We start from the raw sequence: 23,099 nt of genomic DNA, 5'->3' as shown, positions 1-23,099 counted from the left end.
GTTTAGTTTTGAAAACTAAGTTGCGAAAGGTCTGTGCTCAGTTTGCGGCCGACCTCATAAAGTTGGTCGGCATACAAACGGAGCGGTTACCTCAGTTTATTAATAGTTTTCAGCGTTAATCTCGAAGTAGCTCTGCGGATGGTTGCAGGTTGGGCAAACCTGAGGCGCTTTCGGACCAATCACGATGTGGCCACAGTTGCGGCACTTCCAGATGCGGTCACCGTCGCGGCTAAACACGATGCCTTCCTCGATATTTTCGAGGAGCTTGCGGTAGCGCTCTTCGTGGTGCTTCTCAATGGCTGCTACGAGTTCGAATTTAGCAGCAATCTCTGTGAAGCCTTCTTCGCGTGCTTCCTTCGCCATAGTGGCGTACATATCTGTCCATTCGTAGTTCTCGCCCGCTGCAGCATCCTCGAGGTTTTCGCTGGTAGTGCCTATGTTGCCACCATGAAGGTATTTAAACCACATTTTGGCGTGTTCCTTCTCGTTTTGAGCTGTCTCTTCAAAGAGAGCTGCAATTTGTTCAAAACCATCTTTCTTTGCCTTTGAAGCATAGAAAGAATACTTGTTGCGAGCCATGCTCTCACCTGCAAACGCGGTTTCCAGGTTCTTCTCTGTCTTAGTTCCTTTTAAATCTTTCATTGTTATGTCTTATTATGTAAAACTATATGTTATGTTCGTTTTCTCTATTTTCTTTTTTGCTCTTAGATACGGACAGGCTCTATGGTATAGCCAGCTTTCTTGAGCATTTCCACAATGCCAGGGCCTGCATCTGTGTAGGTGAGGTGGAGGAGGCCAACCACGAAGAGGTTCGATTTCTCCTTCATCATGGAGGGCATCACTTTCATCCAGCGATCGTTGCGTTCTGTGAGCGCAATCTGCTGCCCCATTTGCTGAAAGGCTTGCTTGTCGGTAGCTGCCATGACTTGAGCTGTGCGCTGCCCGTCTTGACTCATATATGCCTTGAGCATTTGATGTGCATATACCATCATCCCGTCCAGCGATGTCATGACTTCATACAGCATATTAGCTCTATTGGCGATAGGGCCGAGATTGGCAAGACCACGGTGCATCTTGTTGATAAAGGTGGAATCAATTTTCACTTTCCGGAAGTCAATCATAATCTGAGGGAGCAGACTTTTCTGATATTCGAGCGACTCCAACTGAGCGTAGTCCTTGTGAAGAGAATCGGCCAATACGTTCATATATTCATCTATCATGACTGATTTCTGCCCCGTTTTCACCCCAATGTATTCTTGTCCTAAAATGGCATACATCTCCATCGCCAGTTGCACCGCTGATGCAGCAAACACTCCTGGTTCGTAGTGCCACCAACAAGTGTCGGTAGGTACGAGAAATTTCACCAGATGATAGCGGTGTAAGAGCGAATCAACGGTATGGAATTTTGCGGGGGCTATGACCTGCATTTGGCTATCTGCGGGGAGCATGATATAAGGGAGAATCTGCTCGGAGAGAGCTTTGGCAGACGCCATGTTTGAATCGTTGTACAGCTTGCTTTGGCGATGGTCGATTTCCGTGACGATGCGCTGCACGTTGTGCGCAATCTCCATAAACTTTTGGCTACGACTCACAAACTCGTGGGGCACGGTGTGCACAGACCCGAAGATATACGATGGCGCAGTAAGTCCATTTCCCGAAATGCGATACATCAGCGCACTCGGAATCGTATCCTTCTTTGCCGTTTGAGCCGAAACCTCAGAGATGCTGATAACTCCCAGCATCAGAATAACCACAGCCCTAATCATTCCAGAGCCTCGTAAAATCGTCTTTATCATATTCTTAAGTGTTTCTGTCGCAAAGTTAAAATAAAACAATGCTTCTCACACAAATTATGCCTATAAAAAACAAAAATCATCGTTAGAAACTGAAGTTCTAATGCGTACTGATAAACAGATATTGCAATTTCACAAAAAGGAAAAAATCAGTGACTTAGATAGTTTCTAAATCACTGATTTCTTCTTTGTGTGGACCAGCTAGGGCTTGAACCTAGGACCTCCAGATTATGAGTCTGTTGCTCTAACCAACTGAGCTACAAGTCCGGCGCAAAGGTCGGTGAGTGAACTTTGCGTTGCAAAAATAGAAAAAGTTGGGGATTCTACCAAATGAGGGGACTAAAATTTACTTTTCGGCCTCGAAAGCGGTGAGAATCTTGTGGGCTGTTTGCTGCATTTCCTCGGCGGAGAGATGGAGTTTCTCCTTGCGGAAATCCATGTCGCCTTCTGTTTGCATCGGGACGAGGTGGATGTGGGCGTGGTTCACTTCCAGTCCCAGAACCGCCATACCCACTTTGATGCAGGGGAAGGCCGTTTTGATGGCGCGAGCTACGCGTTTCGTGAATACTATCATGCGGCTCAGTTCATCGTCGGTGAGATCGAAGAAATAATCCTCTTCGCGTTTGGGGATGACGAGGGTATGACCTTGTGAGAGCGGACTGATGTCTAAGAAAGCATAGAATTCTTCATTTTCTGCACAGCGATAGGAGGGAATTTCGCCTGCTACGATTTTGCTAAATAGTGTCATGCTGAATGATGTTTTGATGATATAGGGCGAAGATAAGGACTTTCGCTGGAATTGGCTCGCTTTCTCTCGGGTTTATACAGAAATTTTGTGATGTAGCATGATAGTGTTGTAGTAGTTTCCTCCCTTTCGTAATAAAAATAATGTACCCGTCTGACAATTTTTCCTACTTTTGTAATCTCTCTATAAGATATAAGAGAATTTTATGGGTATTTTTACTTATTAGCACATTAAGAAAATATGGCAAAAAACATCGCACTCATCACGGGTATAACAGGACAAGATGGTTCTTATCTCTCCGAATTTCTTTTAGAAAAAGATTACGAAGTGCACGGCATCATTCGCCGTTCTTCTGTGGACTTTCGTGAGCGCATTGCCCATCTTGAAGGACATCCGCACTTTCATCTCCACTATGCCGATTTAGGCGACTCTATGAGTCTTATGGGAGTCATTGGTAGGGTGCGCCCCACTGAAATCTACAACTTGGCGGCACAAAGTCATGTGCAGGTGAGTTTCGACTCTCCGGAATACACGGCCAACATTGATGCTACGGGTGTTTTGCGCATTCTCGAGGCTGTTCGCAATACGGGACTGACGGACAGTTGCCGCATCTATCAGGCTTCAACTTCTGAACTCTACGGCAAAGTGGAGGAAGTGCCGCAAAACGAGAATACGCCGTTCCACCCTTATAGCCCCTACGCTGTTGCAAAGCTCTACGGCTATTGGATTGTTCGAGAATATCGCGAAGCTTATGGTATGTTCTGTTGTTCGGGAATCTTATTTAATCACGAAAGCGAGCGCCGTGGCGAAACTTTCGTGACGCGCAAAATCACCCTTGCTGCTGCACGCATCAAGCAAGGGAAACAGAAAAAGCTCTACCTGGGAAATCTTAGTTCCTTGCGCGATTGGGGCTACGCCAAAGACTATGTGGAATGTATGTGGCTCATCCTGCAGAACAAAGTCCCCGAGGACTTCGTCATCGCTACAGGGGTTCAGCATAGCGTACGCGAATTTTGCTACCACGCTTTTAAGCGTGTGGGCATAGAACTTGAATTTCATGGAGAAGGTATCAATGAAAAAGGCCTCAACAAGGCTACGGGGGAAGTGCTTATTGAAGTGTCGCCCGACTTCTTCCGCCCGACCGATGTGGTCAATCTTTGGGGCGACCCGACAAAGGCTAAAGCAAAATTAGGTTGGAATCCGAATAAAACCAGTTTTGAAGAACTCGTCAACCTTATGGTTGATAGCGACATGGCTAAAGTGGCGGCAGAACGAGCCAGCGAACAAGTCAGAACAAATCTTGTGGAATATTTGGAGAAGGGAATTGTTAAGTAAAACATGTTAGAGAAAACAGCTAAAATTTACGTTGCCGGACACAACGGACTTGTTGGGTCGGCCATTTGTGAAAACCTCCTACGGCGTGGTTATACAAACCTTGTGAAACGTTCTCATCAAGAACTCGACTTGACGGATCAATACGCCGTTGAGCAGTTTTTCGATGAGGAACGCCCAGATGCTGTAGTTCTTGCAGCAGCTTTCGTGGGCGGCATCATGGCTAATTCGATTTATCGCGCAGACTTCATCATGCAAAACATGAAGATGCAGTGCAATGTCATCAGTAGTGCCTACTCGCACAAAGTTCAAAAACTCCTCTTTCTCGGCTCCACCTGCATCTATCCAAAGAATGCTCCCCAGCCCATGAAGGAGAACTGCCTGCTCACTTCGCCGCTCGAATATACCAATGAGGAATATGCCATTGCAAAAATAGCGGGGCTAAAAATGTGTGAGAGCTACAACTTGCAGTATGGTACAAACTACATTGCTGTTATGCCCACAAATCTCTACGGCCCTAATGACAACTTCCATCTGGAAAACTCACATGTCATGCCAGCGATGATGCGAAAAATCTACCTTGCCCGACTCGTCCATGACAACGATTGGGACGCCATCCGCACCGATATGAACAAACGTCCTATAAATCCTACGGACAATCTACGAGCACAGATTGGTGAGGGCAATGTGGACGGTGAAGATTCTAAGGAGCGCATTCTTCAAGCATTGGCTTTCTACGGCATCGAAGACAATCGTGTCACGCTATGGGGGGATGGGAGTCCGCTCCGCGAGTTTCTTTGGAGCGAAGATATGGCTGATGCCAGTGTCCATGTACTGCTAAATGTTGATTTCAAGGATATTATTGGTGTGGAGAAATACTCCAGTGTTTTTTACGGAACACGCACTGATGGCGCTGTAAACCGCGATAACAGTGAAGGTCGAGGTGGAGCTATTCCAGATTTGGGAGAAATCCGCAATTGCCACATCAATATCGGTACAGGTAAGGAAATCACCACCCGTTCCCTTGCTGATCTCATTGTTCATACTGTCGGATATCAGGGTGAAATCGTATGGGATGAAACCAAGCCCAATGGTACGCCACGAAAACTAATTGATGTTGACAAGCTCCATAGTCTTGGCTGGACTCATCGCGTGGAAATTGAAGAAGGTGTGAGTCGTCTCTATCGCTGGTACAAAGAAAGTCTTGAACATTAGAATAAATCACACCAATTATGTTGAAAATCTTCAGAATCTTCTGAAGATTTTTTTAGCTTTTTCTGGAGGAGATGTGTAGATATAAGAAAGGTTAGCGTAGATTTCCTTATTGTGTTTGAAAATACAATAAGGATGTGAGCTGAGAGGCTTATTGTGTCAGCTGGCGCGCTTATTGTGGCGGAGATCACAATCAAGAGAGGGGAAAGTATGGGGAAGTGCGTCCTTCTTGTGTGTTTATTTTTCTTAGAGAGAGGAAGTGATGCTCCCTCCACGCTTGCAGTGCGACGCCGCCGGAGACTAGAATGGAGCTGTATAGTTGCTACTCATCTTCAAATAAAATTCTCTTCCTATATACTTAATAAACCACAAAAAGTTGCGTTATATGGAAACTTTCTTTTTATCTTTGCCCTATGAACAGAAAGATAAGAGTTTATAAAAGATACTTTTTAGACTTTATCGAACAGCTAAGCGAAGGAGAGCGACGAAAAATTGATTATGGCTTACAGCTTCTGAAAACTCAAGAGCGGCTTTCCACAAAGTTTGTCAAACTCATTCGAGAAGGCCTATTCGAATTGCGCACGGAATTTAATGGGAACATCTATCGTGTCTTTTTTATTTTTGATGATGGACAAATAGTTGTGTTGTTCAACGGATTTCAGAAAAAGACACAGAAGACACCGAGCACGGAAATAGAAAAGGCATTAAAAATAAAAGAACAATACTATGCAGAAAAAGAATAACATCACAGACTATGATGCCATATTAGAATCACGATATGGTAAAGAGGGCAGCCCTGAACGCTTGCATTTCGAAGAAGAAGCTAAGGCTTTCTATGCAGCACAACTACTTCTTCAAGCACGCAAGGAAGCCAAAGTGTCACAAAGCGAACTTGCCCTGCGTGTAGGGACAACAAAGTCTTATATTTCTAAGATTGAGAATGGAGTGGTAGAGCCTGGCGTAGGATTGTTTTTCCGCTTGATCAATGCGCTGGGCCTGCGTATTGATATTACTAATCCTATAGGGATGTAAAGCAAACGAAGAGGGGGACAGGAGCGGATCACGTGCTCATCCACTGTCCCCAGAGGGGACACACTATGCGTAACCGCGGGGTGATGCCCAAAGGGCGAACCCGTGGAAGGTAGACAAACCCACTCTCCGACACCGGCGGTGTCGCACAGCAGCCACCCCTATCCATATAGGAGTTACTCCCTTCGCGCTTGCAATACAGAGATACAGACAGTAAGGGAAGGCTATAAATACAACAAAGGGGAGAATCTCACAAGTGCTGAGATTCTCCCCTCAATTTATTCAAAGATGAAAGGATTATTCCTCGTCTTCTGACCAGTCGGAAGCGTTCCAAATATCTTCACGTGTCCAACCACCACTATTTACTGGAGTCGTTACACCTCCATTGGCGCCCATAGAATCTGCTATGAGATTCTCCAATTCGAGATTCATCGCCTTTACGGCAGGTACGATATACTTCTTCATTTGTATTCGTTTTATTTAGTTGTTAAGATTTAGAAATTAGAGAACAACCTTCTTGCCGTTTACGATATAGAGACCTTTCTGAGCCTTCTCTACGCGGCGACCCTGGAGGTCGAAGACCTTCTGAGAAGCGTTGTTGAGCGTTGCAGCGTTCACACCTGTTGTAGTGTTATCGAAGAGCAGAGCGCGAAGACCTGCTGCTTTAGCTGCGGGGATGTATGCACGGTTAGCAACCAGAGATGTACCAGCCCAATCGTAGAAACCAACTACACCTTCGTTGTTGCCAAGGAAGAGGTCACCAGCTTCTTTTGCATGAGGAGCGAGCGTACCAACCAAAGCATTGTCGGAAACTGTTGCAGTTGCGTCATCCTTGATAGTAACGGTAGCAGTTGTAGCACCTGTTTCGTTCACGAGGAGAACACCAGTGTTTGCAGGAACTTCAGCGATTTCGTTGAGAGTAACAAACTTCTTGCTTGCATCCATCTTCAACGTATTAGCCTTAGTATCAGCAACAGTTACACCGAACGGTGCGCAGAATGTTGCATAGCTCTTGCCATTAACAGCGTTGAGAGAAACTTCGAAGTGGGTTGCATCTTCTACAGTCCATTGAGAAGCAGGAGAAGGAGCATCCCAACCCACGACAGCATAACCACGAGTATTTGCTACATGCAAATAAGAGAAAGCATCGTCAGGATTAGCAGAAAGAGCAATCACTCCAGGTTTTTTAATATCAACATAGAAGAAAGTGGGGTTTTTAGACGGAACAACTATTGTACTATTAGTAGCAGCACCTACATACTGACCTTGAACTTTGATAGCATAGAAATGATATCCTTCACTTTCATACTCCTCAAGATGAACAACAGAATTCACAGCAGGTTTAGCGGCATTACCGATAAACTGCGTGCCATCACCATAGAGATATCCATACTGGCCACCTACCGTATTCTTCAAGAAGTAGTAACCCGTTTTGGGATATTTCACAGCATGATAGAAATTCTCAACGAAATCTTCGTATTCTTCTCTTGTGCAAGTAGTCTTCAGCGTAGTGTACTGAGCCTTAAGAGAATTGTAGTCTGAAGTAGAAAGCGTGAAATAAGTATTAAGGGTAGGAGTTGTTTCAACATCAAACCAGCTAGAGAAATCAGCAATCAGTTGAGTATTGTAATCATCCTCAAGAGGAGCTTCTGTCACCTTGAAGGTAGAACCTTCATCAGAAGCTACACCGCCCCATTCTGAAGCAGAAAGCGTTGTGATACCATCATCTACACGATTGTGGAGATAGCAAGAAGCATTTTCAGTTGAACGAAGGGTGAAACCTTTATCACCATTCTTGCAAAGCATCCAAGCCATAGAGCTACCTGCAACAACCTTTATAGGGCTACCAGGACGAGCTACTTTCACTGCACCTTCGTATGCCAAAGCTGCAGTATCACCATTTGCTTTATTGATAACCTTCACTGCATAAGGATTACCAACAAAAGCCCACTTGAATTCTGCTGTATTGAATTTATCAGCTTGCCCCATCATCTTATCTTCAGTATTAGCACTCAAATAAGACTTATTGCTTGCAGGACGAAGTTGGAGATAATACCAAGTAGCGTGTTCTGCATCAGCAGAGAATTGGAAAGGAGCATTGCTTGTAGCAGTAGCAGTAATGGTTGTATGTGTAGCATCTACTGTTGCATTGCTGAGCGTATAGCTGCAATAGTCGTTCTGCAAGCTAGCGGGCAAAGCGGCAGGAGTACCAGAGAACTGTACTGAAGTTCCCGTAGCTACTGTTTCACCATTGAAAACTACATTATAAGTAATAGTCAAAGGAGCTTCCTCTACAAAAGTAACGGGATAGACAAACCAGTCGTTGTTACCGCCCTTATTTTTTACTTCTCCATTGCTCCAAAAAGCTAAAGGATTACCAGCACCATTATTATCTACAATTTTCTGAAAATCAGAACCATTTGAAGAAAGATTCCAACCAAAGTCACCAGTATCATTGCCACTGATAGCATAGAATTTATAAGTTCCCGGAGTTGCACCAGAAGTCAAATTAGAAGTAACATAGCGACCATTGGCAAACTGCACATTGTATGCACCATTATCTGTCGTAATAAAGCGTACCAAGAAATTGGTATTCTCAGATGCTTTCTTTGTATTAAAGTAGCTAGCGGTGTAAGTTGTAGATTGACGCCTCAGTGTTTGTCCGTTACCAGCATCATAAGTAGCAGATTCGCCATTACGTTTCTGAGTAAGGATGTACCAGTGATCATTGTCAGTTCCAGCAGTAGCAGCCGTCACCGAAGTTGCACGACTTGTTGCTACTTTCATTGTAGCAGTGGACGAACTTACGTTCGGCGTCCAGTTTTGTGCAAATGCACCCACTGCATAAAATAGTGAGCACATCAAGAGTGAAGTAATTTTCCTCATGTAATTGAATATTGATTAAGTAATATGGTATTGTATTGTAGTTTTTGTAATCTGTTGGGCGCAAAGATAAGCAAAGAAATAATAAATATAAAAAACTTTTTTATATTTTTTTCATTCCGTTTGTTTACAAAACGCCTACAACAAATGTTGCAGGCGTTAGGAAATGCTATTTTTCGGTAGGGATTTGGAAGTGTGAGAGTTTTTCTTGATAGTATTTTCTCACATCTTCCCACCGATAGTAGGGTGCTTGCGTAGTAGCAACAGGGAGCGACATCTCGTGCTCATTGAGTAAAACTTTAACGAGAAGATCTTTACTTTTCTTTTTACGATAGAACACCCACTGAATGTTGCACGCCATCGGGAAAATGTCATAATTGCGCCATTTTTCTGCCAACAGATTGGCATCGCCTCCCTGCTGTTTGCCACAATCGCCAAGCTCCATCAAACAAGCTAACGGCAGAACCACCACTTCATGGCCAAACCGGAGCGTTGCGCCAGGTACGGACTTCTGCAAACAACTGTCGGCCGTGGTTAAGAAATTGCGCAAGAGATTGTTCTGCAAATAGGGCATCACACCCTTTGAGAGACTATTATCGCCATAACGAATGCTCCACTCCAAATTTCTATATTTCCAAATGCCGTAGCACTCTTCTGGCGTAAAAAAGCGATAGAGATCGAGCTTTGTATCGCAACTCTGCATATTAGCCGTCACGGAAAAGAGGTTGTTGGCGAAAGAAGCCACATCCACGCTATCGCGCACATAAGCGGCATCGCGAAAGAGAACGCTCATAAGATGATCTGTCTTCACATTTTCTTCCCAAGCCTTGGTGAGTGCTGCCTTAATAGCATCGCTATGGCGGAAACGTTGAATGGCAGGCTGGTCTTCATCGTTCAAATAGTACATATCGTGATAGCTGGCATCCGTTTTGATGCGTAAACGCGGATTCTCTGCTTGCAACTGCAAACACTCATTAGCCATGGAGAGGATGCAGCGGATGACAACCGTTGAGCGAGCATCTACCACCGCTCCATCAGCAAAAACCGTGGGGAAGTTTTTGTACATGCGCTGTGCAATACCGCGATGTTGGCGCGCACCTTTTTCTGTGAGTTCGCCAAAGCGTTTGTTCGCCATGCGATACACGCTATCCACTGCAACAAGCGCCTGCTGCCCTGCAGGAGTAAGCATTCCTGCCGCAGCAGCTTTCTTCAGGACTTGCAGCGGCTTGGTGTACTGTTCTGGATGGATGAGCCAGCGCGAACCGTGACGAGCATACGCACTGATATAAACAGGTTCGTATCCCTTCGGTGCTGGTGTCAGTTTGGCATTCGGAGTGGGATAGGCATAATAGTTAGCTGCCGAGCGATGAGTATCGGCAAAGATTTCTTCGCGTGCCACCTGCGCCCAAGCAGTGCAAGCTGCAAAAACGAAGAGAAGGAGAAGTGCTGATTTCTTCATAGAGAGAACATTTTTTTAATGTCGCGAATTTAGCGATTTAGAAAGACTTTTCAAGAGAAAGGGAGAGAAAAAGAGGGAAAAGGAAGCCCCCTCCAGCTTCCCATGAGGGGAAGTGTTCGGATACCTCTTGCATTGAGAGGCTTCTCTTTTTATGCTCTAACAAAAAGCTGTACTTTTGCAGTATGAAAGAAGAAAGATACATCCGAGAGCACCGCACGGACGATGTTGCCCGCCTGGCTTTACAACTCAGTGGGCGCAACGACCTCGATACGGCTTACATCCTGCAACAGATTGAGGGGTGGCAACGACTGCGCACGAAAGTGCCATCGTGGGCGGCGGTGGACGGACTTCGCTATCCGCCACGCTTGGCGTTGGAGCAGTGCTCGGGCGAAAAGGCGGCACGCTACAAAGCGGCAGTAGTGGAACGCTTGTTGCCCGAAGGCGCTACGATGGTAGACCTCACGGGCGGATTGGGTGTTGATTTCTCTTTCGTGGCGAAACATTTTCGAGAGGCCACTTACATTGAGCGCAATGTAATGCTCGCAGAAATAGCAGCGCACAACTTCCCGCTCTTGGGGCTTGAACACGCTCATTGCTTAGCGGGCGACGGTACAGAACTGTTGCACACGATGAGCACTGTTGATTTGCTGTTTCTCGATCCTGCGCGCCGCGATGCTGCTGGGCGCAAAACGGTGCTATTAGAAGATTGTGAACCGAACGTTATAGAACTGCTCCCGCTTTTTCGAGAGAAAGCACACTATGTGATGCTGAAACTTTCGCCCATGCTCGATCTTCACCGCGCTATGAGCCAGTTGGATCGTACGGAAGAAGTGCACATCGTGGCGGAGCGCGGAGAATGTAAGGATCTTCTCTTGGTGCTCAATATGCAGCAAAAACAAATGGTTTCGCCCACTATCTTTTGTTGTGATGAAGAAACATTTAGTTTTCGCGCTGACGAAGAGAGTACCTCCCTACCCGCTTATGCCTCCACCCCCCTCCGCTATCTCTACGAACCCAATGCGGCCATCTTGAAAGCGGGAGCATACAAACTTCCGGCAGTACGTTTCGGCTTGCAGAAATTCCATCCCAATAGTCATCTCTATACTTCTGACAAACACATCGAAAACTTCCCCGGTAGAACTTTCGAGGTGGTTCGCCACAGCCATTTCAACAAGCAAGAACTAAAAGCTTTTAAGGGAGATGTGCGCCAAGCCAACTTAACGGTGCGTAACTTCCCCGCCTCTGTGGCAGAACTCCGCAAGCGGCTCAAAATAAAAGAAGGCGGTGACGAATACTGGTTTGCAACCACCTGCGGCGAGGATGAGCATTTGCTGATAGCGTGTAAGAAAAGCCCCATTTGATACCTTACTCAAATAGGGCTGAGTCTTGAATAAAACAAAATTAGTGGAGAAGAGCGCGAGCAGCCGCGGCAACAGGAGAGGAACTCTGGGCGGCTAAGCGGAGATAGTGGTGAGCTTTTGTCGCATCGGCCGTAACACCTTGACCGCGGAGGTAGAGAATACCGATGTTATATTGTGCTTCGGGTTTGCCTTGTTGAGCGGCACGTTCAAACCATGTGGCCGCTTTTTGCCAATCTTGTGCTGTTCCCGTCCCCGTGGCATAAAGTCGCGCCAGATTGTATTGCGCCTCGGCATAGTTTTGCGCCGCTGCACGGGCGTAATACTCCAACGCACTGGCAGGATTGGCAGCTGTCCCCTCCCCTGCTTCGAGCATATTTCCACAGTTATTTTGTGCCTCGGGAAGTCGTTGCTCTGCTGCCCGTTTATAAAGTTGAAAAGCACGCACAGGGTCTTTCGCCACATAACGCCCCTCGGCATAAAGATTCCCTAAATTGTTCTCCGCCTCGGCATAATGCAAACGCGCGGCGGCTTCTAAGAATGGTAAACCCTGCGCAACGTTTCCGCGACTGAAATAAAGCAGCGCCAGATTGTATTGTGCTTCGGGCAACTGCAAATCGGCTGCTTTCTGATACCAGTATTCAGCCGAGTCGGGACGCGTGGCAGCGTAGTGATAGCCCAAAGTCAGCATGGCTTGCGAATGTCCCAAACGCGCCGCTTGCTGATAATAAGCAGTAGACCGCAACGAGTCTTTTTTCACCCCATCGCCATATTCGTACATTCCGCCGAGCATAAAGAGCGCGTTGGAATCGGGGCGCGCTGCCAGTTCGGTATACCAACGCGCCGCCTCTTTGCGATCACGTTGCACGCCATTGCCGCGATAGAGCATCTCTGCCAGTTCGCGCTGCGCCTCCACATTGCCTTGGCGCGCCGCCTTAGCGTAATAGAAAGCTGCCGCTGCGGGATCTTTCGGCGTGCCGATGCCCATTTGCATCATATTGGCTAAGAGGTACTGCCCCTTGGCATCACCTTTCTGAGCTGCACGCCCGTAGTACTCAACAGCGCGCTCATCGTTCTGCTCCACACCCCGCCCTTGATGATAGAGCATACCGAGCTGCACAGCCGCGGCAGGATTGCCCTTTTCGGCCGCCTTTGTGAGCGACTTAACAGCTTCAGTATACTGCTCCGAGCGCAAATAGGCCATTCCCCATCGATACTCATTTTGTGCGGGTTGTGCAGTAAGGACGAGGGAGAGCATAAAGGAGAGGAGAAGAAAGGGGGTACGCATGGTTTGTTGAGATAAGATAAAAAGAAAAAAGCGGACGAGTCCGACCGGCTTGACCTGTCTAACTCGTCCGATTAAGTATAAAAGCTATTGAGTAGCTTCTGTTGTCTTATTTTTCGCTCTCGAGGCGGTCGATTTCTTTCAGCACATCTTTGGCGATACGCCTCAAAGGAGCAGGTCCAGTTTTGAGCAGTGGCGCAACACTGTCTGTTGCTTTGTCGAAATCCTGCTGCACATCATCAACGCCTTCCATATAGATTTGCGCCAGTGTGACATTGGCGATTGGCACTCCACCTGCTGCTGCCTCCTCTAAGAGTTGCACAGCGCGCTGGGCTTCACGCCCGTTGGGATAGCCGTCCAAACAAAAGATGGCAAGGTTATATTTTGCAGCAGGAAGACCTTTCTCTGCCAATTGTTCAAAGAGACGGTAAGCCTCATCAAGGTCTTGCTTCATCCCCTCTCCGCGCAGCAACATTCCCGCCAAGTCGCAAGAGGCATCGTCCGAACCATGGGCAGCAGCTTTCCGAATCCATTCGGCTGCCGCTTCAACATCTTTTTCGCCCACAATACCATGCAGAGCATCCAAACCCATAAAGCGTTCGGCTTTTGCTTCACCCTGCATAGCCGCCTTTTTATACCAATCATAAGCCTTATCGGGGTTCTGACCCACGCCTATACCGTTGGTATAGAAATGGGCTAACAAACTCTGCCCCTTGGCAAAGCCCTGCTTTGCTGATTTGAGCGTCCAAGCAAAAGCCTTCTTCTGCTGTTTCTTGTCGCCCTCGGACAGGAGAACACCTAAATTGTACTGTGCCGAAGCATCGCCAGCTTCAGCCGCTGCTGTATATTTTTCTAATTCTTTTTCGTCCATCTTCGAAGATATTTTGAGTGTGTCTCGAACCGGCTCGATGAGCACGAAAGTTTCTCTTACTTCACTGTGATGAGGAAGTAGTTCTTCTTACCGCGCTGCACGAGGAGATATTTTCCATCGAGGAGATCGTCGGCAGTGATAGTGCGGTCGAACGCTTCGAGTTTTTCTTTGTTCAGACTCACTCCTCCGCCCTGCACAAGTTTGCGCATTTCGCCTTTAGAAGCAAAACACTTAGTGGTTTCTGCAAAGAGATCAACGGCTTTCGCATCAAGGGCTTCGGCGCGGCTCACTTCAAAATGGGGCACACCGCTAAAGACAGCCAAGAGCGTAGCTTCATCGAGCTTGAGGAGGTTCTCCTTCGTAGCCTTTCCGAAAAGGATGTTGGAGGCTTCGAGGGCTTTCTTGTATTCTTCCTCACCGTGAACCATCTTCGTCACTTCTTCGCCAAGTCGCTTCTGCAAGGTGCGGCAACCTGGATCCTGACGGTGCTCGTCGATGATGGCTGTGATTTCGCTTTGAGAAAGTGTAGTGAAAATCTTGATATAGCGTTCGGCATCATCGTCGGCCACATTGAGCCAGAACTGGTAGAACTCATAAGGAGTAGTACGCTTGGCATCGAGCCAGATATTGCCATTTTCTGTCTTACCAAACTTGCGTCCATCGGCTTTCGTGATGAGCGGACACGTGAGGGCGAACACCTGATTTTCAGAACCGAGTGTGCGACGAATCAATTCGGCACCTGTCGTGATATTTCCCCACTGGTCCGAACCGCCCATTTGCAGTTTGCAGTTCTTTTCTTGATAGAGGTGGAGGAAGTCGTAGCCTTGGAGGAGCTGATAGCTGAACTCTGTGAAACTCAAACCATCGCGAGCTTCACCGTTCAAACGTTTCTGAACGCTATCCTTCGCCATCATGTAGTTCACCGTGATGTGCTTACCGATATTGCGAACAAAGTTGAGGAAGGAATAACCCTTCATCCAATCGTAGTTGTTGACGAGTTCGGCACGGTTGGGAGCGTCGGACTCAAAGTCGAGAAAGCGAGAGAGCTGCTCCTTGATGCAACGGATGTTGTGCGCCAAAGTCTCCTCATCGAGCAAATTGCGCTCCTGACTCTTACCGGAGGGGTCGCCAATCATACCCGTAGCACCGCCAACAAGCGCGAGCGGTTTATGACCACAATCCTGCAAGTGGCGCAACATCATGATGCCACACAGGTGACCAATATGGAGGGAATCAGCCGTAGGGTCAATACCTACATAAGCCGTTACTTGTTCTTTTGCAAGAAGTTCTTCTGTGCCCGGCATCATCTGATGGAGCATACCGCGCCATTTGAGTTCGTCTACGAAATTCATCGTTTGTTTATCTGTTTTATGATTTTGCGTACAAAGATACGCCTTTTTCTCGGAATAGTATATGTTCGCACGACAGGAGGTTTTCTCTCTCGCCCTCTGCTGCAAATATGAACGAAAAGAACAAGACATATCGATGATAAATATAGTTTCTCGCCCTCTCCTGAAAATTTCATCATTTTGTTGTCACGTTGTCACAGATCTTTCAAACATACTGAACGACAAACGCTTATATGCGTGACAACAACTCATGTGGTTCTATTTTGTTGTCACACTGTTGTTACGCTCGTAATACTCATTATTTCAAGTGTTTAACCGCAAAGTGTGACAACGTGACGACGTGACAACAAAAAATCAAACTACAGGAGAGGAGATTGTAGCTCTCTTCAGTTCAACGTTTCTTAGGTGTAAGCTCCCACGCAATAAGCGCGCTGGCTGACACAATAAGCGTGCTGGCTGACGCAATAAGGATGTGAGCTGACAGCCTTATTGTATTTTCGAACGCAATAATAATGTCCCCAGCGGGGACACACCATGCGTAACCGCGGGTGATGCCCGAAGGGCGGACCCGTGGGAGAAGTAACAATTTCCATTCCCGACCTCCGAGGTGTCGCACAGCACGCACTTCTACTCGTACACCTCTTCACTCATCTACACTTGCAATACAAAGATCCAACAAAAAACCGCAATACCAACTTAAGGATATTGCGGAAAGAAAAAGAGGGTTCATCCCCGAATTGTACAGGTATTTATGAGTAAAGAAAAGTACCAACGCAATTCGGGGATGAACCTAAACATTATATATAACCATGCCTGTTGAATCTTGTAAGTAGAGATTGTACCTGCTTGTCTTTATTTTATCGTTTTTTAGGTGACAGGTTGAACTTATAGATGGCGTGAAACATGAAGTAGGAAGGAATGACATTGTGGTAGGTTTCGGTGCGGCCTTGTGCATTGACTGTGCGTGTCACGTTGGAAAGTTCGTGCAGCAGGTCGAAACCATCAAGAGCAAAGGTCAGATTTCCGTGCAGAATGCTGCGCTCGAGGCGGAGGTTCCAAATGAAGTGGTTGGTGTTGAGCTGCGTGTCGGTGTAGCCTCGACGGCTGAATACGGTGAAGTCCGTGCTCAGTCCCACCTTGCCCGGCAAGGGGAGACGTGCAGTCAGTCCGTAACTGTAGTCCCACGCGCTGATCTCCTTGAAGTCGCTGCGTTGGCCGGTCATGCGATTGTAGCTGCCTTGCACTTTTGCTCCCAAGTGCCAACCGCGTTGCGAATAGTTGACCGAAAGTCGTTCGCGGAGATAAAGACTACCGATGGTGCTCAACTCATGTGTGGTACTGCCGACCACGTTGGCCATATCGACATTGTGGTCGTAAGAGAAAGAGGAGTGGCTGCTCCAATCGAAAGCTTTGTTCGCACCAAACTGTCCATTGGTGCTGAAAGTGCCGTCGGTGCGCCAGTTGCCGTTCACATTGACCGGGTGCGTCACATATCCTCCTGTGGTAGGATTGTAGGTGCGTTCTGTAGCCAACGCGTTGGAAGTGCGTTGGTAGGACAGATTCAAGTCGTAGAGTTTCCTATGCTTTTTCAGCGTGTTCATTGTGAACGAAAGGTTTTGTGTGGTGCTTGGCACCAAGTGGGCATTTCCCCTTTGGATGTAGAGCGGATTGGAACTGTCCTCCAATTCGAGGGCATAGATAAAGTCGGGCATTGCGCGTGACAGCGAGTAGTTGAGGATGAATACATGACTAGTCTCTCCTTTCTGAAACTGTTGGTGAAGATAGACCTGCGGAGAAAACAACGCCTGCGTTCGATTTCGGTCGAAGTGCTGCCCGACTTTGTCGAACAACAAATGCTCCAGTTCCCAACGCAACGGAAGTTGGAGGGCTATTGTAGTGCGGTTTTGATGCTTCGTGCGATATTCTAAGCGCAGGCTCACCTGATGCCGACGCTGCCACAAGCGCGAGTGTCCGCTGTTGGGCGCGTCAAGTGCCTGCATCATGTCGGCCGTTGCCGAGGGGAGCATGCCCGGTGCAAAGTCGGTGTTGGCACCCCATCCCGCAAGCCGGTCGAGACGGTAGAAACTGGTGTTGGCATCACGATAGTCTTGCGAATATTTGTAGCTCAAGGTCGGCCAAAACGCGCCAAAAGGCATTAAATAAGATGCCTCCGTATTGAAGTTGTAATGATGGGAGGGAGCACTGCGATAGCGGTTGCGGAAGTCGTTTGTTCCACTTCCCGCACCGAGATATTCCAAACGATAGTGGTCGAAAGTCTGAGCGCGATGTCGGTCGTAAACTCCTGAGAAATTAAAAGAGAAGAAGTCGTTCACCCCCGACTGCTGAAAAGGACTCCAACGTAATTGATAGGGTGCACTCAAGCGCCAATTCTCGCCATTGCCGCGCATCAGCGAATAGCGACGGTTGCGTGCCAACTGCTGCAGGCGCGTGCTGCCTGGGCGAAACAGCTCATCGAGCACCTCTCCATTGGGCACCAGCTCAAACGGATTGACGCCCACCTCGCCGGCACGTTGCGTGGCGTCATTGGTATTTTTGTCGTAGTTGAAACTGATTTGCCCTGATTGTCGCACCGCTTTTTTCAGAGAAAATCGATGACTCGTGTTGAACCACGTCGTGTGGTTGTTCGCTTCCGAACGACTGAGTGAGAAGGAGCGCTGAGTGGGCAGAAAACTCTCATGGTTGTAGGTGGTGAGCGTGTAGTTGTTGGTGTGTGTCACGTCCACATTGCTCGTCCATTCAAACGTCTTGTGGCGATTTTCGTAACTGTATTCCACTCCGGCCGTTTTGCTCGTTTGCAAGCCCTGCGGCAGATAGGACGGCGACCACTCGCCCTTTGCTCCTGGGCGCCGTGTGTCGTTAGTATTGTTGATACTGCCGAAAATCGCTAAGCGTGACAAGTCAGAGAATCGCAGTGCAAACAGTCGCATCAAGTACTTGTCTTTCGTGCCGCGTGCAGCCTCCGCATTGGCAATCCAGCCGATGGAATATTGCCGCTTGAGATTGACATCCATCACCAGCGGCCGCTCCACTTCCTTCAGACCCGTCATCTCCTCAAAGTCGCTTTGTTGCTCGTAGACCTTGACTTTGTTGACCATGTAGGCCGGAAGGTTTTCCAATGCTATTTTGGGGTCGCCGCGGAAGAAGTCCTTGCCATTGACCAGCAGACTGCTCACCCGCTTGCCGTTCACCGTGATCACGCCGCTCTCATTGAGTTGCGCCCCCGGCAGTTGCTCAATCAGCGCATCGAGCATCGATCCTTGCGAAAGTTGGAAGGCGTCGGCGTTGTAAATGAGGGTGTCGCCTTTCATTACCATTTTTATCTTCGTAGCCCTCACCACGGCCTCTCCCAGCTTTTGCTCCTTGGGACACTTACGCATGAGGGCTTTTTGAGGAATTACCACAAAACCATTGCTGCGACCGCTCAACTTTACGGTAATGGGAAAGTAGAGCGGGAAATAATTGGGGTGCTGAAGCCGAATGATATAGCTGCCTTCTTCGGGAACCTTACAATAATAGAGCGAAGCTGTCCGCACACCGTCATCGATATTGTACGCCCATTCTCCTGGAAAGAGTACCGTAGAATCGGGAGACAATACATCAATAGTTCCATCTTCAATAATTGCACCAGTGAAAGCGTCCGCAATATTGCCATACACCATAATGGAGTCCTTTTGCGAAAAAGCTGGCAAAGAGAAGAGTAATCCAAGAAAAAGGAGAAAATACTGCATATCAATATTATGGTTTGCTATGTCTATGTGGCAAAAGTAAAAAAAAAGATTTAAATAACCTAACTTTTTCTAAGTTTTTGGTTCATCCCCGAATTGTACAGGTACTTTTCTTTACTCATAAAAACCTGTACAATTCGGGGATGAACCGTGTATAAGAGGATATGTTGTACTATATCAGAGAACTACAACCAATCATCGTCGGTTTCTTCATGGCGGCGCGTGGGAGGCGTAAGGGCGAAGGATTCCTCATTGCGCTGTTTTCCGAAACTCAAATCGAAGCCCGCATCGAGCAACTGCTGAGCCAAGGCAGGACGACCACGAAAACCATGAATCGTCCATTGCTGCGTAGGGCGGAGCTTTTTCTTGAGTTGCAAGAGAATATCAAAGGCACGAACACAATGAATAGTGAGGGGCTTCTGTAAGGTTTCGGAAAGAGAAACTTGTCGACAGAACACTGCTTCTTGCAACTCCATACTTCCTCCGCGCAAACGGTCGAGCCCGCATTCTCCCAACGCCACTACCTGCGGATGCTCCAAAAGCTGTTTTAGCCCCACAAACAGAGCCTCAACATCGCCCTCCTCTGTCCACCAAGGATGAATGCCTGCAGAATAGAGCCCACCTTCCACGGGCCGAAACGTTTCCGGTTGCTGCACAATATCGAGCGGCAGATTGACGATGGCCGTTCCTGGCGTTGCTTGCTGATTGTGAGTGTGGAAATCCATGTTTTTAATGTGCTAATGTGCTAATGTGCTAATGCAGAGAATGGTGAGTTTTTTGAATGTGCTAATGTGAAAAGGTGAAAATATGGCTTGTCCTAAAGGGGAAATGTAAAACATGACAGACGAAACGGCGAAAGCCGCTACATTAGCACATTAGCACATTCCTCACATTAGCACATTGAGAAAGGTTATGGTACTGGGTCATAGCCGCTACCGCCCCAAGGGTTGCAGCGGAGGATGCGCCAAATGGCGAGTAAGAGGCCTTTGATGGGACCATGCTTCCGAATGGCCTCAACGGCATATTGCGAACAAGTCGGGGTGAACCGACAAGAGGGCGGCGTCAGGGGAGATATGAAACGCTGATAAAAACGGATGGGAGCTATCAGCAAACGGATGAGAAATTGACGGAGCATTCTGTGAGGATTTTATAAACGAACAATGAGTAATTACATCTCCGTACACCTCAGAAAGGAGCAGAGGAGTAGTAATTACTCATTGTTATTCTTTTCTTGTTCTTTTAGCAACTTATCGCCAACACCTTGCATCAGCTTGACAAGGCGCTCTTCTACCACGGCCGACTTAACGGGCTTATTGCTCAACCAGAGAAAGCCTATGTGGAGAGCTGCGTTCTCTGGAAGGGCTTCGCGCAGAATGTCTTTGTGGTGGCGGTAAGCCTCACGCAATTGTCGCTTCGCGCGGTTGCGATCCACAGCGTGTTTGAAGCAACGCTTGGAAACACTCAGCAACACCTTCACCTTCGGCCCTTTTCCGTCGTGATCCACAAGGCGATAGACAGCGCGCAGGGGATAGACACTGGAGGCTCTACTGCCTGAGGTAAAGAGTGCTTCCACATCCGTCCGCAAACAAAGATGTTCTATTTTCGGAAATCCGAAAGGCTTCTCCATGCTGAGTTCCCCGCTGAAAACGGGCGTTTAATATCTTTACTGATTTGTTTCCTTGAGGAAGAGCTCAAGCGTTCCCGTCATAGAAGGGGCTTGAACAGAAGGAGCTTCCATAGCAACAGGAATACCGGCATCTTTGAGCGTTTGTGCAGTGTTCTTTCCGAAACAACCCACCAGCACCTTGCCGTCCTTCAAAGAGGGATAGGCATCGGCAATGGCAATAGCACCACTCGGCGTGAAAGGAATGACCATATCATAACCTTCCAGCGTTTTCGGCATATCATTGGGAACAGTGCGGTACATCGTACACTCCGTGTGTTGAAGCTTCTTAGCTTCGAGCATAGCAGAGACTTCATCACCGGCCACATCGCTCTGCGGCAAGAGGTACTTCTCAGTCTTGTGTTTTGCCATAATCTGAACTAGGTCGTCCCACTTACCCGTTGCTCCGAAGAAAATCTTACGCTTACGGTACTGCACATACTTCTGTATGTAAAGCATAATTTTCTCTGAAAGCCCGAAATACTTCATGTCGTCGGGAATAGCAACGCGCAGTTCGTTACAGAGATTAAAGAAATGGTCGATGGCGTGTCGAGAATTGAAGACAATAGCCGTGTGGTCAAGGATTTGCACTTTTTGTGCACGAAATTCCTTCGTCGACACACTTTCTACTCGAATAAAAGGATGGAAGACAAATTCCACTCCATAGGTTTTCGCGAGATCAAAATACGGAGACTTATCAGAGGCCGGTTTTGGCTGCGAAATAAGAATTTTCTTTATCATTTGTCCGGATTGCTTTCTTAATCAATAGAGACTAACGCATTCAACACATAGTTCAAAGTTCTCCACAAAATAAGCGGAGGAAACAATTCTAGCGTGCAAAGGTACAAAATTATATGCAAAAAGTGTAATTTATACTCCGAAAAGATATGAAAGCACTTATAAAAGAGCAACAGCTTGAGGAGGGCATACACGCTAAAGAAGAGTACCAACATGGTTTGGAAGTCGATGTCAAAATATACAACCAAGAGAGCTACGGGGAAGAGAAGCACTCCCATGGAGAAGAGCGACAAGAGATAGGAGTCGTTCCATTGGGAAATCACTTTGCGGTCGAAAAAGACATTATTGACAAAGTAGTAGAGTGCAATCTTCAAGAAATAAAAGCCGCCGAAGATACTGGAGGAGACCAGGAGAATCTTATAGGGCGATACTGAATTGAAGATTTCTGGTTTGAATGATTGTATATAATCGAAGGTGAGCACACCCAACGTAAAACACAGCTGGAAGATGAGATAGAGCTGCCCGCGCAACTCATTCTGCGTACGTGGAGCGAAAATATCGTTATACTCGTGGGGCGAGAAGAAATTTTTGATATGGTTTTTGAGGTAGTGACGACTGCGCGAGATGACATAAATCATCAGAAAGAAAGAAAGCATGAGCGCGGTTGTCACAAAATCGTCAGAGCGGAAACGATAAGGCACGGGATCTCCCGCAACGCCTTGTGGACGAAAAGGCACTACCTCTATTTTTTGCTGTAGAGAGTCGACAAAAGCATTCTCCCACAGTGGCTTATAAAACGTGAAGTCGTGGATTTTTCCTTTCGGTGAGAAAAAATCCGTCTGCTCTACCGTGCTCACACGCGTTGGAGCAGCAGTGAGTTGCTCTTCCGTGTAAACAGCATCAGGGTCTGCCTCAAGAGGGGCCATTTTTTCCCACGTATGTTTACGATTCCCCAGCTGGTGCGAACCATGTCCGCTGGAAGATGCTTCGGAGGCTGCCGCATCAAAAGAATAGGCGTGGGTACTATCCGACTGAAAAAGTGCGATTGTCTTCTGCATTAGAGTGCAGCAAATTTTTGTAGGTTTTTATCCCATTCGGGTGTTGTCTCACAGAGGTGTACGGCTTCTTCCGCCGTTTCTGCCACTTGCCAGAGTTGAGCGTGTAAAGGACGCATGAAATGTTCTTCAACAGCGCGTTGCAACTGTTCGAGCAACGGACTGAAGCAGCCGTCGACATTGAGCACAACGATGGGTTTGAGATAAAGTCCGAGTTGCTTCCATGTGATGATTTCGAGCAATTCCTCCAAAGTGCCGACGCCGCCGGGCAGTGCCACACAAGCATCGCTCAATTCGGCCATTCGCTCTTTGCGTTCGTGCATATCGCGCGTCACGATGAGTTGTGACATCCCCTTGTGTTGCCAACCCTGCTCTATCATGAATTGTGGAATGACTCCGATGGCTTGACCGCCAGCTTCCATGCAGGCTTCGGCAGATGCTGCCATCAGCCCCATACGTCCAGCACCATTGACCAGCGCATGACCGCGCTGAGCCATTATCATGCCCAACTGGCGAGCCGTTTCAACATAAATATCTTTTACTTGCCCCGAGGAGGCACCATAGACAGTTATCTTCATGGG

General features: G+C 47.5%; 21 protein-coding genes and 1 tRNA gene. 5 read left to right on the top strand and 17 right to left on the bottom strand.

Annotation, left to right across the window (positions count from 1 at the left end; genetic code table 11):
- Positions 1-99 precede the first annotated feature (99 nt).
- From rbr to ACO4R2_RS06645, 4 genes are all read right to left on the bottom strand, one after another.
- Positions 100-642, bottom strand: a complete 543-nt coding sequence (rbr, locus tag ACO4R2_RS06660; RefSeq protein ID WP_311489861.1) for a rubrerythrin — start codon at positions 640-642, stop codon at positions 100-102.
- Positions 643-704: 62 nt separating this feature from the next.
- Entirely contained in the window at positions 705-1,796 is a 1,092-nt protein-coding gene (locus ACO4R2_RS06655; protein ID WP_484769644.1) for a TraB/GumN family protein, read from the bottom strand.
- 190 nt (positions 1,797-1,986) lie between these two features.
- A tRNA-Ile gene (locus ACO4R2_RS06650) sits at positions 1,987-2,060 on the bottom strand.
- A 79-nt stretch (positions 2,061-2,139) separates the two neighbouring features.
- Positions 2,140-2,541, bottom strand: coding sequence for an HIT family protein (locus tag ACO4R2_RS06645; protein ID WP_347719909.1), 402 nt, complete (start codon positions 2,539-2,541; stop codon positions 2,140-2,142).
- Between the two features lie 237 nt (positions 2,542-2,778).
- Between ACO4R2_RS06645 and gmd the strand changes: the two genes are divergently transcribed.
- The 4 genes from gmd (at position 2,779) to ACO4R2_RS06625 (ending at position 6,114) form a co-directional block, all read left to right on the top strand.
- Complete coding sequence (gmd, locus tag ACO4R2_RS06640; protein WP_484769643.1) at positions 2,779-3,873, top strand: GDP-mannose 4,6-dehydratase; 1,095 nt, start codon at positions 2,779-2,781, stop codon at positions 3,871-3,873.
- Between the two features lie 3 nt (positions 3,874-3,876).
- Positions 3,877-5,085, top strand: a complete 1,209-nt coding sequence (locus ACO4R2_RS06635) for a GDP-L-fucose synthase family protein (protein ID WP_484769642.1) — start codon at positions 3,877-3,879, stop codon at positions 5,083-5,085.
- A 410-nt stretch (positions 5,086-5,495) separates the two neighbouring features.
- On the top strand, positions 5,496-5,825 hold the full coding sequence (locus tag ACO4R2_RS06630; RefSeq protein WP_315091791.1) for a type II toxin-antitoxin system RelE/ParE family toxin: 330 nt from the start codon (positions 5,496-5,498) through the stop codon (positions 5,823-5,825).
- On the top strand, positions 5,809-6,114 hold the full coding sequence (locus ACO4R2_RS06625) for a helix-turn-helix domain-containing protein (RefSeq protein WP_484769641.1): 306 nt from the start codon (positions 5,809-5,811) through the stop codon (positions 6,112-6,114). The genes ACO4R2_RS06630 and ACO4R2_RS06625 overlap by 17 nt, the downstream gene beginning before the upstream one ends.
- 294 nt (positions 6,115-6,408) lie before the next feature.
- On the opposite strand, the gene ACO4R2_RS06620 is transcribed toward ACO4R2_RS06625, so the two are convergent.
- From ACO4R2_RS06620 to ACO4R2_RS06610, 3 genes are all read right to left on the bottom strand, one after another.
- On the bottom strand, positions 6,409-6,576 hold the full coding sequence (locus ACO4R2_RS06620; RefSeq protein WP_484769640.1) for a hypothetical protein: 168 nt from the start codon (positions 6,574-6,576) through the stop codon (positions 6,409-6,411).
- Positions 6,577-6,612: 36 nt separating this feature from the next.
- A complete protein-coding gene (locus tag ACO4R2_RS06615; RefSeq protein WP_484769639.1) occupies positions 6,613-8,997 on the bottom strand; it encodes a hypothetical protein in 2,385 nt (794 codons plus the stop codon).
- 166 nt (positions 8,998-9,163) lie between these two features.
- Positions 9,164-10,453, bottom strand: a complete 1,290-nt coding sequence (locus ACO4R2_RS06610; protein WP_484769638.1) for a histidine phosphatase family protein — start codon at positions 10,451-10,453, stop codon at positions 9,164-9,166.
- Positions 10,454-10,635: 182 nt separating this feature from the next.
- Here ACO4R2_RS06610 and ACO4R2_RS06605 point away from each other — a divergent pair, with 182 nt between their 5' ends.
- A complete protein-coding gene (locus ACO4R2_RS06605; protein WP_484769637.1) occupies positions 10,636-11,814 on the top strand; it encodes a THUMP-like domain-containing protein in 1,179 nt (392 codons plus the stop codon).
- Between the two features lie 40 nt (positions 11,815-11,854).
- Here ACO4R2_RS06605 and ACO4R2_RS06600 read toward each other — a convergent pair whose 3' ends face one another.
- From ACO4R2_RS06600 to ACO4R2_RS06555, 10 genes are all read right to left on the bottom strand, one after another.
- Entirely contained in the window at positions 11,855-13,099 is a 1,245-nt protein-coding gene (locus ACO4R2_RS06600) for a tetratricopeptide repeat protein (protein WP_484769636.1), read from the bottom strand.
- A gap of 106 nt (positions 13,100-13,205) precedes the next feature.
- Complete coding sequence (locus tag ACO4R2_RS06595; RefSeq protein WP_484769635.1) at positions 13,206-13,967, bottom strand: tetratricopeptide repeat protein; 762 nt, start codon at positions 13,965-13,967, stop codon at positions 13,206-13,208.
- Between the two features lie 56 nt (positions 13,968-14,023).
- Entirely contained in the window at positions 14,024-15,319 is a 1,296-nt protein-coding gene (tyrS, locus tag ACO4R2_RS06590) for a tyrosine--tRNA ligase (protein ID WP_484769634.1), read from the bottom strand.
- An 854-nt stretch (positions 15,320-16,173) separates the two neighbouring features.
- On the bottom strand, positions 16,174-19,065 hold the full coding sequence (locus ACO4R2_RS06585) for an outer membrane beta-barrel protein (RefSeq protein WP_484769633.1): 2,892 nt from the start codon (positions 19,063-19,065) through the stop codon (positions 16,174-16,176).
- 182 nt (positions 19,066-19,247) lie between these two features.
- The gene (locus ACO4R2_RS06580; protein ID WP_484769632.1) at positions 19,248-19,787 is read right to left on the bottom strand and encodes a TatD family hydrolase; all 540 of its coding nucleotides are present in this window, start codon (positions 19,785-19,787) and stop codon (positions 19,248-19,250) included.
- A gap of 185 nt (positions 19,788-19,972) precedes the next feature.
- Positions 19,973-20,197, bottom strand: a complete 225-nt coding sequence (yidD, locus tag ACO4R2_RS06575; protein WP_315092404.1) for a membrane protein insertion efficiency factor YidD — start codon at positions 20,195-20,197, stop codon at positions 19,973-19,975.
- Positions 20,198-20,272: 75 nt separating this feature from the next.
- Positions 20,273-20,689: a ribonuclease P protein component gene (gene rnpA / locus ACO4R2_RS06570; protein WP_311489845.1), complete on the bottom strand. Its 417-nt coding sequence runs from the start codon at positions 20,687-20,689 to the stop codon at positions 20,273-20,275.
- 36 nt (positions 20,690-20,725) lie between these two features.
- Positions 20,726-21,466, bottom strand: a complete 741-nt coding sequence (locus tag ACO4R2_RS06565; protein ID WP_484769631.1) for a uroporphyrinogen-III synthase — start codon at positions 21,464-21,466, stop codon at positions 20,726-20,728.
- 17 nt (positions 21,467-21,483) lie between these two features.
- A complete protein-coding gene (locus tag ACO4R2_RS06560; RefSeq protein WP_311489843.1) occupies positions 21,484-22,521 on the bottom strand; it encodes a DUF4271 domain-containing protein in 1,038 nt (345 codons plus the stop codon).
- The gene (locus ACO4R2_RS06555) at positions 22,521-23,096 is read right to left on the bottom strand and encodes an LOG family protein (RefSeq protein WP_484769630.1); all 576 of its coding nucleotides are present in this window, start codon (positions 23,094-23,096) and stop codon (positions 22,521-22,523) included. Before ACO4R2_RS06555 ends, ACO4R2_RS06560 begins: the two co-directional genes overlap by 1 nt.
- Between the last annotated feature and the right edge of the window lie 3 nt (positions 23,097-23,099).

The sequence above is a fragment of the Alloprevotella sp. genome (assembly GCF_057240785.1).
Note: the sequence above shows the minus strand (reverse complement) of the source record. Positions and strands in the feature narration are given on the sequence as shown.